Annotated in this window: 9 protein-coding genes; 3 read left to right on the top strand and 6 right to left on the bottom strand. The window is 50.2% G+C overall.

The window, feature by feature from the left end:
* Positions 1–154 precede the first annotated feature (154 nt).
* The 3 genes from ACN0YN_RS17155 to ACN0YN_RS17145 form a co-directional block, all read right to left on the bottom strand.
* The gene (locus tag ACN0YN_RS17155) at positions 155–3,517 is read right to left on the bottom strand and encodes a HEAT repeat domain-containing protein (RefSeq protein ID WP_417386254.1); all 3,363 of its coding nucleotides are present in this window, start codon (positions 3,515–3,517) and stop codon (positions 155–157) included.
* A gap of 21 nt (positions 3,518–3,538) precedes the next feature.
* A complete protein-coding gene (locus ACN0YN_RS17150; protein ID WP_417386253.1) occupies positions 3,539–4,504 on the bottom strand; it encodes an aldose 1-epimerase in 966 nt (321 codons plus the stop codon).
* A 68-nt stretch (positions 4,505–4,572) separates the two neighbouring features.
* The gene (locus ACN0YN_RS17145; RefSeq protein WP_417386252.1) at positions 4,573–5,139 is read right to left on the bottom strand and encodes a YqgE/AlgH family protein; all 567 of its coding nucleotides are present in this window, start codon (positions 5,137–5,139) and stop codon (positions 4,573–4,575) included.
* Between the two features lie 326 nt (positions 5,140–5,465).
* Here ACN0YN_RS17145 and ACN0YN_RS17140 point away from each other — a divergent pair, with 326 nt between their 5' ends.
* The gene (locus ACN0YN_RS17140; protein WP_417386251.1) at positions 5,466–7,508 is read left to right on the top strand and encodes a hypothetical protein; all 2,043 of its coding nucleotides are present in this window, start codon (positions 5,466–5,468) and stop codon (positions 7,506–7,508) included.
* An 87-nt stretch (positions 7,509–7,595) separates the two neighbouring features.
* Here the strand turns inward: ACN0YN_RS17140 and thiC are convergent, their stop codons facing one another.
* Positions 7,596–9,413, bottom strand: a complete 1,818-nt coding sequence (gene thiC, locus ACN0YN_RS17135) for a phosphomethylpyrimidine synthase ThiC (RefSeq protein ID WP_417386250.1) — start codon at positions 9,411–9,413, stop codon at positions 7,596–7,598.
* Between the two features lie 308 nt (positions 9,414–9,721).
* Here thiC and ACN0YN_RS17130 point away from each other — a divergent pair, with 308 nt between their 5' ends.
* Both ACN0YN_RS17130 and ACN0YN_RS17125 read left to right on the top strand, forming a co-directional pair.
* Positions 9,722–10,708, top strand: coding sequence for an adenosine kinase (locus ACN0YN_RS17130; protein WP_417386249.1), 987 nt, complete (start codon positions 9,722–9,724; stop codon positions 10,706–10,708).
* A 1-nt stretch (position 10,709) separates the two neighbouring features.
* Complete coding sequence (locus ACN0YN_RS17125) at positions 10,710–12,374, top strand: NCS2 family permease (protein WP_417386248.1); 1,665 nt, start codon at positions 10,710–10,712, stop codon at positions 12,372–12,374.
* Between the two features lie 9 nt (positions 12,375–12,383).
* On the opposite strand, the gene ACN0YN_RS17120 is transcribed toward ACN0YN_RS17125, so the two are convergent.
* Together ACN0YN_RS17120 and ACN0YN_RS17115 are read right to left on the bottom strand one after the other, a co-directional pair.
* Positions 12,384–13,814, bottom strand: a complete 1,431-nt coding sequence (locus ACN0YN_RS17120; protein WP_417386247.1) for an anti-sigma factor family protein — start codon at positions 13,812–13,814, stop codon at positions 12,384–12,386.
* A gap of 3 nt (positions 13,815–13,817) precedes the next feature.
* On the bottom strand, positions 13,818–14,345 hold the full coding sequence (locus tag ACN0YN_RS17115; RefSeq protein WP_417386246.1) for a sigma-70 family RNA polymerase sigma factor: 528 nt from the start codon (positions 14,343–14,345) through the stop codon (positions 13,818–13,820).
* Positions 14,346–14,583: the final 238 nt, after the last annotated feature.

The raw sequence follows: 14,583 nt of genomic DNA, 5'->3' as shown, positions 1-14,583 counted from the left end.
TGGAAGATGGGGGTGGAAATGTAGCAGAAAGGCTGTTTTGAGAAAACGGCAATCTACAGTCAGGTAAGCAGGGGAAATGCCACCTGAAAGAGGGATGCGTTAAATTTAGTCTGGTCAGGAGTTTAGGTGAAAATCGGTGGTTTCCAACAGAGAATTACTGTAGTGAGTTCTCTTTCTTCTTGAGTGTCTGAACCAGTGTTTTAAACGTGGGGAGTGGGTGCAATTCACTGAGATCGGGGTCTTTTTGCATCCACTCCACATCTTGAAATCCGAGTTCGGAAGCCTTGTGCAGATGCTGGATTGCGGTCTCCTGATAACCCTTGATGGTTTTTTGAACGTCGGGTGTTTTATTCTCGTCTTTCAGATTGATCAACGCCCGCCCGTAGACGCAGGCGACGTTGTAGTGAAACAGGCCGTTCTCTTCAAAGTTTTTCAACTGTGCTTTGACGAATGTAATTGCATTGTCGTCCTGATGGTTATAGACCATGCAGATCGCCAGGCCGGTAATGGCTTGAGAACTTTTGTTGTCTAGCTCGAATGCTTTCTGGAAATCTTTCTGAGCGGCCTGCCAGTTCTGCTGCTGTAAATGGATGTGGCCGCGTCCCGTGTAGGCGTCGAGATAACGATCGTCTTTCTGAATCATCTGATCGTACACATGCATCGCTTTTTCCCATTCCTCGGCTTCGGAATAAGTATGAGCTTTATTGATATAGGCATACATCACATACCGGGGATCTCGCTTGAGACTGTTTTCTGCCAGGATCGCATCGCAGACAGCGATAGCCTCTTCATAACGTTTGAGTTTGCGGAGCAGAATAATCTTACTCGTATATGGTTTGATCTGTCCTGGATTGACCTGGATTGCCTGATCATAAGTCTTAAGGGCATCGTCGGGACGTTTCAACGAGAGCAGCAGATCGGCTTTGAAATCGTACAGACTCATATAACGCGGGTTGGCATGGATGCCGCCATCATAGGCTTCCAGGGCTTTTTCGTTTTGATTGTGTTTGGAATAATGCGATGCCAGCATCACATAAGCAAAATGATCATGGGGGGCAATTTCAATCGCTTTATGCAATTGCTGCAGTGCTTCTTCCGATTGTGACTGGTTGCTGTAGATCATGCCTTTCGCGACATACAATCGCGCATGCATGCTGTCAATTTGCAGTCCCTGGTCTGCGGTTTTGAGGGCCTCGTCATATTTCTGCATCGCATTCTGAACGTTAACGATCCCCTGATAGGCGGGGACGAGCAGAGAATCGATACTGAGAGCCGTCTGATATTGTTCCAGGGCTTCCTCGTACTGTTTTCTTCCCTGTTCGACGTCGCCATTTTTCACATACTGATAACCGGGAGAACGTGAATAAATATTATTCAGCGCATTTGCCGCAGCTCTTTTTTTCTCATCGAGATTTCCTTCAAAGCGGGCATCCATGATAATCCGACGCGCCTCAGGCGTACCAATGGAAACCAGAGACATATAAATGTCATTCCAGATGGCGGCCTGATCGGTTTTACGCAATGTTTTCTGCAGATAATTGACGGCTTCGATGGAATTCGATTTCCGTAAACTGTCGATTGCCCCGTTGACAATTTTCAGGTCGCTGTCATTCAAAGCCTGTTCGACCAGTTTGAAATATTGAGGTGATTCGACTTTCTGCAGTAAGGCAAGTATCAGAAGTTTTTCGTTCGTATTTGCCTGTGGATAAATTTTGAGGAAACCGGATTCCACAGTCTGGTCCCCGATCGAGGCCAGAGTTTTAATGATGGCAATCCGCAGACCGGGTTCGAGCTTCAGATTTTCCAGGTGTTTAAACAGCAGTGGAATAGCACGAGGATCTTTCAGTCGATCGATGAAAGAAAGCATGGTCTGGGTTGGTGCAATCTGTTCCAGTTGAGATAGAACATAATTCGAAGCCAGTGTTTCACTCTCATTGTCTTTCTGCTGAATCAGTTCCTGAAAGGCGACTTCGCGGATTTCCGGATTGGGTGACTGCAGCGCATTGGTCAATACTTCAAAGAGTCGTGGATGACCATTGAGGACCAGTGCTTTGATTGCCGCTTTTCGAAGTTCCAGGTTATCACTCGAGATGAATTCATAGATGGCGTCTCCCCACTGCGGGCGGGGACTCTGGGCAATAATTCCGATCATCGTTTTCTGAGAGGTCGGAGGGCTTTCTTTCAGCAGTTTCAACAGAATCTTCTGGCCCTGAGCAAACCGGGATTCTGCCAGGCTGGCAACAGCGACTTCTGATTGGGGGCCGACCGTCCTGGCAACTTGAGCCAACCGTTCGTAGCCGCGAGGATCACCCAGATAACGTAAGGCAAATAATGCAGCCTGTTGTACAAGCGGATCGGGATCTGATGTGAGTTCCAGAATCAGTGGCAGTTCTTCATTTGTCAGCTGTCGACCGCCACTGATGAGAGCGGCAATTTTCACCGCCGGTGTTCCTGTTCGGATCTGCTCAGCAACTTTTTCCCTGGTCAGGACACTCATGGCACTGTCGAGTGCAGCGTGAATCGCCTCTGATTCTTTTTCATGTGTGACCTGGCCTTTATTAATTCCCAGGTAAGGAACTCTGGTATCCTTAAACACTTCCCCGGACAGATGCAGTTCCGTAATCATGTTGGGAAAGACAGGGAAAGGAGAATTCACCATGGCATTCGTCCCCACCTGATTTGCAGCGCGAGGCAGCCAGTTTCTGACCGATTCGTCGATCTGAGTTTTCGGATCCGGGAAATGCATGACGAAACGTTTGATGTTCTGCGTCGTCAGTTGATCGATTACCTGAATCAGGCTCCCGATATTAATCGAATTTATTTCTCCGCTGACAGTCAGTTCAGCCAGACACTCACTGGGCCCCAGCAATTTAACTCCATATTGTAATTTACCGAGTTCGAACCGGTTCACATTCAGTTTCATTGTCTGATCATTGACTGTGACCTGAAATTCAATTTCCGGAATACGGGGCGCTCCTGGTAACTCGGTGAGTAATATCCACAGACTGTCCTGTTCACCGGGGGGGACGGTGACTTGATCTTGAAAATTTAATTTATTGAGTCGCTGGCTGCGTTTTCCCAACTGGACAATCTGGTTGGATAGATTAGATGGTAACGTACGCAGGGGAAACGGCTGTCCGTCTACCATCGCCTTTATCTGGCTGCGCATCAGTTTGAGTGGTTCTGGACCCTGGTTGATCAGAATCAAACGCGTCAGGAGAAAATGCATCCCATTGGGTGCGCGGTTATAGGTGACGTCCCTGACGGTATCGTCAACAATGATAAAGGCTGTAGACTGCTCGGTCACGGGAGGCTGATGGGCGGCCGGCTGATTCACCGTTTTGAGTCTCGCTTCGATGCCGTTGAGTCGCTGCAGGCTCTGAGCATTTGTCGGCGGACTATCCGATGAAGTCTGCTGTATGGTTTTTTTGCGCAGACTTTCCGTCTGAGAGTAGACCTGTGCGGGAAGCAGGGTGAAGAGTGTCAGACTCAGCAGCAGACAGGTTCGATTTGTCATCCTGTTTCTCCCGACGTTCAATCAGACAATTACTTTTCCGGCCCGGATTTCAATCCAGGTTTTGATCTCCGATTCCGGGGGAAGTACCCGGAGTCCGGTTTCCACATCAGCGCTGAGTAGATTGATGGCATTAGTCACACACGTGTATGGTTCCAGACAGACACAATCCCGGTCCGGGGGCGTGAATACCACCAGCTCGGAGAAGATCGCATCGTAGTCCTGAGTGACGACCAGTCCAGCCTGCTCATCCATGATCAGACATTCGTATTGTTCGATATCTTCAGGCATGCCCGTGAGAATATCATCTGCCTGCAACTGATCCAGCCAGGCCCCTTCCCGCAGGTCGTGCGATTTTCCAATCGACTTTTTGACGCCGACGGGAAGGCAGTCTTCGAGCACCCATTCCTCGCTTGCCGGCGATTCGACCAGACAGTTTTTAACATCGCCGGATTCTGAGAGAGGAACTTTAAAATATGGGTGTGTCCCCAGTCCCCAGGGTATAGAAACCGAGCCCGGGTTACCGACGCGGATGTCTGCCCGTAAAGTGGTCCCTTTGACTTCATAGCGGACCTCAATAAAAATGTCGCCGGGCCAGTATTTCAGTCGGTGTTTTCCATCGATACTCAGTTGAAACTGGCCTGTCACAGCAGACTCTTCCTGTGAAATGACCCGCCAGGGAAGATCCAGACAGAATCCATGGATGGCATTCCCGGTTTTGTCGTGATAGGTCTTTTCGGCGGGGAGTTCATAAGAGACTCCTTCCCACTGAAATTGTGCGTTGGCAATGCGGTTCGGGAAGGGGAACAGAATGGGAATCCCACCACTGCTCGGACGCTGGTTTCCAGATGCAAAATCAGGATGTGCGTCGATCACATCGATCGGCTGACCATCTACCATTGCCTGAAATTCAAAACAGTTGAATCCCAGTTCGGGTAAAATGCTGGCGAAGGAACCGGTTTCCGGGTCTTTAATCTGAATGGGCGTCATGCGAGAAGATACTTTGTTTTCAGGTAGATTAATAGTTCGTGCTAAGGTCAGTCGGTCGGCAGCGTTTATCAGTTCCACTCGGGGTGCGCCGTTTCCTGCGGCAGGAATCGTCGTTCTGCCATCGCACGCTCCATCAGAGTGTCCCAGATATCATAGGGGTCAATTTCGAAGATGTCTTCCGTCATAGCAGGGGTATAGAGCCAGTCCATCCGATTTATTTCGGATTCCAGCTGCAAGGGTGCCCAGCCGGCACAACCGAAAAAGATCCGAAAATCCAGATTGGGATCACCTTCCGAGATTCTCCAGATTACCTGTTCAAAGATTTCCGGGCTGCTGCCCATGAACAGATCCGGTACGATCGCTTCAGTTGATTTTTCAAGGTCTCCAGCGTTATGCAGGGCAAACATGCCGTTTGGTTCGACAGGCCCACCCATAAATACCATGTCCTCAAGTTTGGGCATGTCAAAGTAGCGGGATAATGCATTGGTAATTGAAAAGGAGGAAGGACGGTTAATAATCAGGCCCGTGGCTCCCTGCTCGTTATGTTCCACGATCAGCACAACAGATCGATAAAAATTGAGATCGTTCAGCTTACGGGACGCGATTAAGAATTGCCCCTTCAAAGATTTCAGCATAAAGCGAATCACTCTCCTTGCAGTGGGAAGTTAAACGGACAAGAACGGGATAACTGCACAAAAGGCATTATATCTGTCCAGTTGATGAAAAAATAGAGTTAGATTTTCAGAACAGAATCGCCTTCTCTATGTAGCAGATTAGTGGGATTTTATGGGTCACCGGAATTCTGAGGCACTTCTCTCCCTCGAATCGGAAAAAATCAATGTTCAGTATTTTAAGTTGAACGTATGTGGGCTATCCTGATGGATGGCGTAAGCATCTTTCAATTACAGAAAATTCCTAAGCGCCCCTCCTGATTTTTATTTTATAACATGGGCCCGTCACAATGAAGACGACAAAAACGCAATTTGCTGTTTTGTACGCGATCCTTTGCTCAATCATGCTTTCACAACAGCTGCCAGCTGAAGAAAGTTACGAACGTTTTGTCGTGCGCAACTGGACCTACCGCGATGGGACCCAGGCGACCGGGAAGCTGATTACCGTCAAAGGTCCGACTGCCACCCTCAGTCTGGAGGGAGAGGGGACAGTGTATGTCCCTCTTGAAAAATTAAGTGTAAAAGATCTGAACTGGATCTACGAATATCACAAGCGAAAAAAACTGTTAAGTTTTCTTCCCCCTGAATATCGTAAACCTCAAAAAGAATTTGTGAAAGGTTCAGAGCCGGACACTTCCCCGCCTGCGAAACCGGCTTCCACGCAGCCTGCATCAGAACCGACTCCCGGGAAACCTGCGCCGGAATCAATGCCTGCAGAGACAGCGAAACCCTCTGTTGAAGAAGAGTCATTCAAACCGTTTACGGTCCGTGAATTTACTTTGAAAGATGGCACCCGACATACAGCCAAACTGCTTTCCGTAAGTTCAGATGGGAAAGTCACTCTGCTGAAGAATGCGGGCGGTTCTGTCCGGGTTCCTCTGGATGAGCTCAGCGAGAAAGATATCGAATGGATTATTGGCTATCATCAGCACAACAAGCTGGTTTCGCTTCTTCCTGAAGCGCTGAAGGCCAGAGCGGGTGAACCGGGAACCAGTCTGGGGCCTGCAGCTGCGCCCGCGAAAATGGAGCCAGGCAAAGACATGGCTGCTGAGGTCAAACCAGCTAAAGCGGACGAAGATCCGGATGTCAAAAAAGCGGATACAGAAATTGATCCCAAACTGGTTGCTGTATTGAATGAATATCGTGTCTGGACTGACAAGCAGGGGAAGAAATCGGAAGCGAGATTCACGCGTGTCAACGGTCGCGAAGTAGTGTTTTTGGGCAATCCGGTTGGTTTTATCAACGTGCATATCGGCACGCTGATCCCTGAAGATCTGCAACTGTTGCGGGATGCGTTGAAAATGCATGGCCGGTTTGACGAAATTCCGCTGGCCTATCGTGAGGATCCCGATCCCAGTCTGTCGCCTACCAGATTGAAACAGTTCATGCAGCTCAATTTTCAACGAAAGTGGACTGATTTATCGGGCAATTCGGTCGCTGCCTCCTACGTTAAAATGGAGGATGGTAATGTTTCTTTGTTGATTACAAAAACAGGAGTGGTTCAGGAATTTCCGTATCAGAACTTCATTCCCGAAGATCAGAGCTATGTGCAGGAGCGTCTCGGAAAAGAAATTCCGGGAAACTTTTTCCCTGAAGTGACAGAGGTCACACTCACCCCCGAGGAGCGGGAAAAGGAATTCCGTGTATTTACTGATTTAAATAAGCGAAAGCTCAAAGGTAAATTTGTTCGTCTGGCTTACGGTGAATCTGTGGCTGTCGTGAATACCGGTGATAAAGAAGAACTGTTCATCACAGAATTCTTCAGTAATTCTGATCTGAGTCTGATCAAACCACGTAAGCAGAAACAGTCAGAACAACTGGCAATGAATAATAACGCAGGCAGGGGAGCTTTTAGTAACAGTATGGCTCCCAATCAGAATCAAAATATGTCTGACGCCAACAGGGATATGATGTCCGATTTTCGATTTAAGTCAACGAGAGTGTTTAAATGCCCGATTTGTGAGAAAACACATTCAACGGAATCGTTTACGTTTGAGCAATGTCCCCACTGTGGGTTGAAGAGCACTGATACCGTTTACAAATGCGAAAAGTGTTCTCGATCCTTCAAGACCGATCATTTTCAGGGGTTACGAGCACCGTGCCCTTACTGTAATCCAAATCAGCAAAGCCGCCAGGTCGCTTCCAGCAATAACAGTAATAACATGGTACGCGGTGGTTTCGGGAATGATTTTGCAGAAAGCGATCGCTCAGACAATTCTTCTAAGTCCGCTTATGAATGGGGCCGGGCTCATGGTGAGGCGGCTGGCAAGTATTTCTGGGTGGTACTATCGCTCTGTTTGTTGTTGTTCATCGCTTTGAAACTTCGGGGCTGAAGTTCCGACAAAATAGTGTCAGCGAAAACGAAGTGAGCTCGAATCGAATTCGAGCTCACAAAAAATGTAACTAAGCAGCAGCGGGCACTACGGGCGTTGATTCAACACCGGAAGTTGTTTTGAAGTCTGCATCTGTTGTGCTTCTTCAGGGGCAACATAATCACTGTGGCAGGATGCTTTATCCTGTTCGCCAGTCATTTCTTTTTTGACCTTGGATGCCAGCTTGTGAATTTCGTCCGGGCTGAGCACGCCGCGTTTCTCCAGAATTTCCTGTTGCTCGGCGGTTAATGCCAGCGATTTTTTCGCTTTATCCCAGGCATAATCTTCCGATTTACCTGACATGAATTCCTGGATTTCTTTGGAGATTCGTACGCTGCACCAGTCGTGTCCGCACATGGCGCAGAAGTCGGTATCCACATCCAGGTCTTCGTCGTGTAAGGCACGGGCGGTATCCGGGTCGAAGCTCAGTTCGAAATGTTTTTCCCAGTTGAGGGCAGCCCGGGCTTCGGTGAGATCGTCATCACGATCGCGGGTTCCGGGTATTCCCAACGCGACGTCAGCGGCATGGGCGGCAATCTTGTATGCGATACAACCCTGTTTGACGTCGTCTTTTTTCGGCAGACCGAGGTGCTCTTTGGGAGTCACATAGCAGAGCATGCTGGCACCGTGATAGCCGGCTGCGGTTGCTCCGATACAACTGGTGATATGATCGTAGCCCGGGAAGATGTCGGTGACCAGTGGTCCCAGTACATAGAAGGGGGCACCGTGGCACAGTGTCCGCTGGAGCTTCATGTTGAACTCGATCTGGTCGAAGGAGATATGACCGGGGCCTTCGATCATGACCTGTACCCCTTTTTGCCAGGCACGTTCGGTCAATTCACCCAGCACACACAGTTCTGCCAGCTGGGCACGGTCTGAACCATCTGCCAGTCCACCGGGACGCAGTCCGTCACCGATCGAGAAGCTGACATCGTATTCCCGCATGATTTCGCAGATGTCATCCCAGAGTTCATACATCGGGTTCTGCTGTTTGTTGTGGAGCATCCACTTTGCCAGCAGTGAACCGCCGCGGCTGACGATGCCGATCAGACGTTGTGCAACGAGTGAAAGGTGTTCCTGCAGTACGCCGGCATGAATGGTGAAATAGTCGACACCCTGTTTAGCCTGATGCCGGAGCATCTGCAGAATGCTGGCATGATCCAGGTCTTCCAGTCGACGGGCGATGATCATGGAATAGATGGGCACCGTACCAATGGGAACGGAACTGTTCTGGATGATCGCCTGCCGACAGCCGTCAATGTCGCCGCCTGTGGAGAGGTCCATCACGGTGTCAGCACCCCACTGTTGTGCCCATTTGAGTTTTTCGATCTCTTCATCTGTTCCCGAAGAAACAGGCGAAGCACCCATGTTGGCGTTGACTTTGGTCTTGGAGGCCCGACCGATGGCCATCGGATCGAGTTGATATCCGAGGTGCACTTTGTTGGCAGGGATAATCATCCGGCCGGCAGCGACTTCATCGCGGATCTGTTCTGCTGTCAGATGCGGTTCGCGTTCGGCGACCCGTTCCATTTCGGGTGTGACTGTTCCACAACGGGCAAATTCCAGCTGGGTGACTGGCAGGAAGTCAGTCGGGGGAGTCCAGGCATCGGCGGTTTCATAATTTTCCTCAAAGCCCGCTTTCAGTTCCCAGCCTGCAGGCATAAAGTCCCAGGCTGTTTTTTCGGAAGGAGCAGGCATGCCCGGTGTGTCGGGAGAAGAGAACGTCAACGCTCCTTTCGCTCCGGGAGCGATCTGTGGCGGATTTGCGAAACTCCCCGGATTGGTCTGGTTCGGACGTGTCGAGGGGTTTCCACCAATGGGTGGCAGTGAGTACAGCAAGTCGTTCGCAGAGGAGGAGTTTGTCATGTAAAAGCATCCTTGTTAAGTGTGATGCGGTGAATCGAGTCGATTTGTCGCCTGGTTTTATCTTGAAAGAATCCGGATCCAGGAAGTGCTCAGCGAATGCGATAAGTCCTGAATGGGAATTCCTGCCTATATACTAGTGACCTGACTGCTTTTTTCAAACTCAGTAGATGCTTACTCTCGAGGGTTTCCCATTGAATGTCTCATTGGTTATGATCTGCACATCATTAAAAAAGTCGCTGTGGGCAACCTCTTTGACATAAAAAAGAGGTAATTGAAAAAAAACGGAATTGATCAGGTTAAGGGAAACCATGCAGTACGATGTTTATGGCGTTGGCAACGCATTAGTTGATATTCAGGCACGCGTCTCCGACGCCACACTTCAGAAACTCGGTTTTGCTAAAGGGATCATGACCCTTGTGGATGAAGATATCCAGCAAAAGGTTCTCGGCGAACTGGATGGTGCCCCTATTTCCCAGTGTGCCGGCGGTTCTGCAGCCAATACAATTCTAGGAGTCGCTGATTTCGGCGGTAAAGCAGCCTACGCCGGTAAAGTGGGCAGCGACATGCTGGGGGAATTCGATCTCGCCGATATGCGCAAACTGGGAGTGACGATTGAAGTTCCTCCTGCCGCAGAGGGACAGACCGGGACATGTGTGGTGCTGATTACGGATGATGCACAACGGACGATGCTCACCAATCTGGGTGTCTCCGCTACATTGAGCGTCGATGACATCAATGAAGAACACATCAAAGAGTCAAAATATGTGTACGTCGAAGGCTACCTGTTTACAGGAGAGACGCAGAAGCGTGCCGCTTACCGCGCCATCGAACTGGCAAAAAAACATGGCGTTAAAGTGGCATTCACCGTATCCGATCCCTTCCTGATCAATCTGTTCCGGGACGAATTCCAGGAGCTCATCGAAGGTCCCGTGGATCTGCTGTTCTGTAATCTGGAAGAAGCCCGCAGCCTGACCGGCAAGCATGATGCCGTCGATTGTGCTCATGTGATTCACAATCATGTCCCCAATCTGGCGCTGACTCTGGGCGGAGATGGTTCGATTCTGATGCATGAAGGACGTGTGATTCCCATTGAAGGTGTGGAAGTGGAAGCCGTCGATACTACGGGTGCCGGAGACATGTATGCCGCTGGAATTCTGTATGGAATTACCAACGGTTTGACGTGGCATCAGGCAGGGCATCTGGCTTCGCATGCGGCTGCCCGGATTGTCTCGCAACTGGGTGCCCGTTTGAAGAAACCGTTTACCCCGGAAGAAATTCAGGAACTGTTGAACTGAAATGAATCACAGCAATTACCCCCTCTTCGTACGACGCGACCTGGACGGTTTTTTCGCTTTAATGATCGATAACCTGGTCCAGCTTCTGCTCATCGTCGCGCTGTGCGGCCTGTGTGGTATCTCTGCTGATTCTGAATTACTGCTGCAATATATTCTGCCTGGCGCTGCATTGAGTATTCTGTTCGGGAATGTGTTTTACGCGTGGCAGGCGCATCAGCTGGCAAAGCGGGAGAATCGCAGTGATGTCTGCGCTCTGCCTTACGGCATCAATACGCCTTCGCTGCTGGTCTATATCTTTTTTGTGATGATCCCCGTCTATCAGCGGACCAACAGTGCGGAAGCAGCCTGGCAGATGGGGCTGCTGGCCTGTTTCGGCAGCGGTCTCATTGAGTTCGCTGGCGCGTTTATTGCAGACAGTGTTCGTCGTGTCACGCCACGGGCCGCGCTGCTCTCTACGCTGGCGGGCATTGCCATTGGTTTTATCTCGATGACATTTGTCCTGAAGATTTATCAGCGACCGATGATTGCCATGTTGCCGGCTGCGGTCGTGCTGCTGACCCTGTTTTCGCGAAAGAAGCTGCCCGTCCCGATTCCCGGCGGACTCCTGGCGATTATCGTCGGGACGATCTGTGCCTGGGTGTTACCGGAAGTGATACCTCAGATGCTGCAGGGATCACCCATGAGTGCAGAAGCAATCAAAACAGCCTGGAGTCAATCGGGCTGGTATCGTCCCCATTTTGCAGGGGGGGCATTGTGGGAACTGTTGAAAGAACCGGGCGAATGGGCCGGGTATATGTCAGTGATCTTTCCGATGGGGCTGTTCAATGTGATCGGCAGTATGCAGAACATCGAATCGGCTGAAGCTGCGGGTGACAGCTATCCTGCCAGACCGGCAATGATGGCCAATGGTCTGGGAACGATTATGGCTTCGTTACTGGGCAGTTGTTTTCCGACAACCATTTATATCGGGCATCCGGGCTGGAAAGAAATGGGTTCGCGAGCCGGGTATTCTACATTGAACGGGGTCTTCTTTCTGCTGATCTGCCTGACAGGAACCACGGGCGTCATCAGTCAGATCATTCCTCTGGAGGCCGGCGTCGCGATTGTACTCTGGATTGGGATGGTGATTACCGCCCAAGCCTTTACAGCTTCGCCTGGCAGGCATGCACCGGCTGTGGCGCTCGGATTATTCCCGGCGATCGCTGCCTGGGGCGCGACGATCATGCAGGGGACGCTACTCGTAGGTGGGGGTAAATCATTGCAGGACGTTTTATCAGCAAACCTGTTTACGGAAGTGAATGGATTTCTGGTGCATGGGCTGGTGGTGATGGAGCGCGGCTTTATTTTTACCTGCATGATTCTGGCAGCCATCTGTGCCTGTCTGATCGATGGGAAATATCGCTCGGCGGCAATCTGGTCCGCGATCGCTGCTCTGTTCTCTTTTCTCGGACTGACGAACGCCTACGAAGTCATCAATAATGACATTCATTTTCGTCTGGCGTTTCTTTCGACCGAAAGTGTAGATGGAATTGCTTTTCGTGCGACGGGCATCGGGATCGGCTATCTTCTGTTTGCTGCCACTTTTTTAATTCTGGGTGGCTGCAAAGACGAACCAGCAGTTCAGGAAGCAGAAGAGCCCAATCCGAAACCGGAGCTCAGTCACTGAGTTCAGTGCTTACTGTTTTGTCGGCGCTTCGTAAATCCGCACATTGCGAAACTGGCTTTCTGCCCGGGCGATCACATCTTCATCAGCAATAAAGTGCAGATAACGATATTTCCCCGTCAGGTAACGGCCTACACGAATTCGAAATCGTTTCCAGTCATTTCCTGAATACGTATTAAACTGCTGCCCGATATGGGACCAGGCTTCGTAGCCGTAGATCTGGAAAACATGATTTCCTTTATCGTATTTCTTATCAGTGTCAAAACCGAAGCCATGAATTTGACCTTGATGTAACGAGCGGAAATCAAATTCGATGACCGTGTTGGGGGTGATCTCTGTGTTGACTTCCAGTGTCTTCCAGGCATTCCCCCACAGACGAATTCCTTTGCCTTGTTCGATGAGCTGGTAATCAGTGGGTAATTCGTATTGCCCGTCCTGAAAACTGTAAGGTTCAATTTTGTGTGAGGCAAAGTTGATGGCGGGAATATCGCCGGGAGGATCAGCCACTTCAAACTGATCCCGTGCCGGGAATGCACTCTGGTCGGCCAGTTGACGTGTTAGTTCCTGTCCGGTACCGTCAAACACAATGGCCTGCCCTGCGCTGACCACCAGTTCATTCGTGGTTTCGGGAACCTCTTCCTGATTGATCTCAGCGTCTGGTTTATCCTGTGAATGGGTGATCGAGACGCTGCCTGCAAACACGTGAAGTTCTGTCTGTTCGTCGTCGTTGACTGACAGACCAAAATTGGCTGATTGTGACAGCAGTGTCAGATTGGCTGTCGTCAGTGTAAAGCTATGATCGCGAGCACTGCCCACGACAGCCAGGCGGCCTGACTTCAGATACGCGCGGTTATCAGAATTGATTCCCAGTTCGGCAGGTCCTTCCAGCGCAATGGTCGTACCGCTCAAAAAGTCAATGAGTGCACGCCCTGATTTGAGTTTCAGCCAGCCGGGAACCAGAGGCTTGCTCACATCCTGAGTCCACTCGGTCCGTTCCCAGACAGGTTGATGTTCTTCGATAATCATGGCTGCGGGGACGCCATCACTGGAGTCCAGCCGTGTGACGGCGCTGGCCGGAGTGCTGTCCATCAGCAGCAGGACCGTCAGAAACAGACAGGCAACAACGGTTGTCGCCAGTGCATAACGCATCACGGTCAGCTGTTTGCGCGCTGATGCAACCCCGGGATCGACACGCAGAGTGCTTGTTTCTGTTTCAGGAGTCAGGCAGAACAGTTCGGGAAGAGGCTCGGTCTGTCCCTGCTCCCAGAGCAGGAGCGAATCGGTATTCATCATTTCCAGATAGAGTTCCCGGGCTGCTTCATCCGTTTCCAGGCGTTTGAGGAAATTCTGGTTTTCCTCATCCGTCAAGACGCCATCCAGAAAGGCGGAGATGATTTCCTGAGTATTGTTCTTTGATTCTTCAGGATTTGGCTTCTGGTTCATGACTCACAATTCTCCCTGCTCACTGGCAAGTGTTTTCTGAACGCACTCTTGTAATAACTGTCGGATGCGATAAAGCGTCTGTGACACTGCACCGACGGAACGTCCCTGTGCCTCTGCGATTGCCTGCACCGAGCCTCCCGAGGCATATCGCTGTTGAATCAGGTTTCGACTCTGTTCTGGCAGCTTGGAAACACAACGTGCAAGTACACGCTGCAGATCCTGTTTGCCTGCCAGTTTCTCTTCATTCTGTTTCGCCAGCATTTCGACCAGCTCGACATTAAACACCATCGAATCTCGTTTATTATCGCGATAATAGGCCAGGACCTGAAAGTATGCGACTTTACAGGCCCACGCAACAAAGTTGCTGCCTGCTTCAAATTCTTCTGAACGACGCCAGAGAACAAGATTCGTTTCCTGCAGCACATCCTGAACGGCCTGGGGATCAGGCAGCAGTGAGCGAATATAAGCATAAAGCTTGCTCTGGTGGGTAGTTAGAAGTTGGACAAAATTTTCAAGTTCTTCGGGTTTCAAGACGGCGCCGATCCTTACAGTCCCAGCTGCCTTGCAGTCGGCAGCGTCATGATTCTCTGATGTAATATACCAGATTTTCTGAAATCTCACAGAATGAGGAGTTTCCTGGCAAAAAAACTTAAATCGAAGAATCTCGATATGAATTAGCGTGAGATCCGGCTGCTGTTCGGTATAGTTTAATACATCAAGATTTACGCTGATGTGACGTTCTCAAGTACTGTATTGTTTGTCGGATCAG

The organism is Gimesia sp. (assembly GCF_048260065.1).
In the GTDB taxonomy this organism is placed as follows: Bacteria; Planctomycetota; Planctomycetia; order Planctomycetales; family Planctomycetaceae; genus Gimesia.
This window is presented reverse-complemented; position numbering and strand designations above follow the sequence as displayed.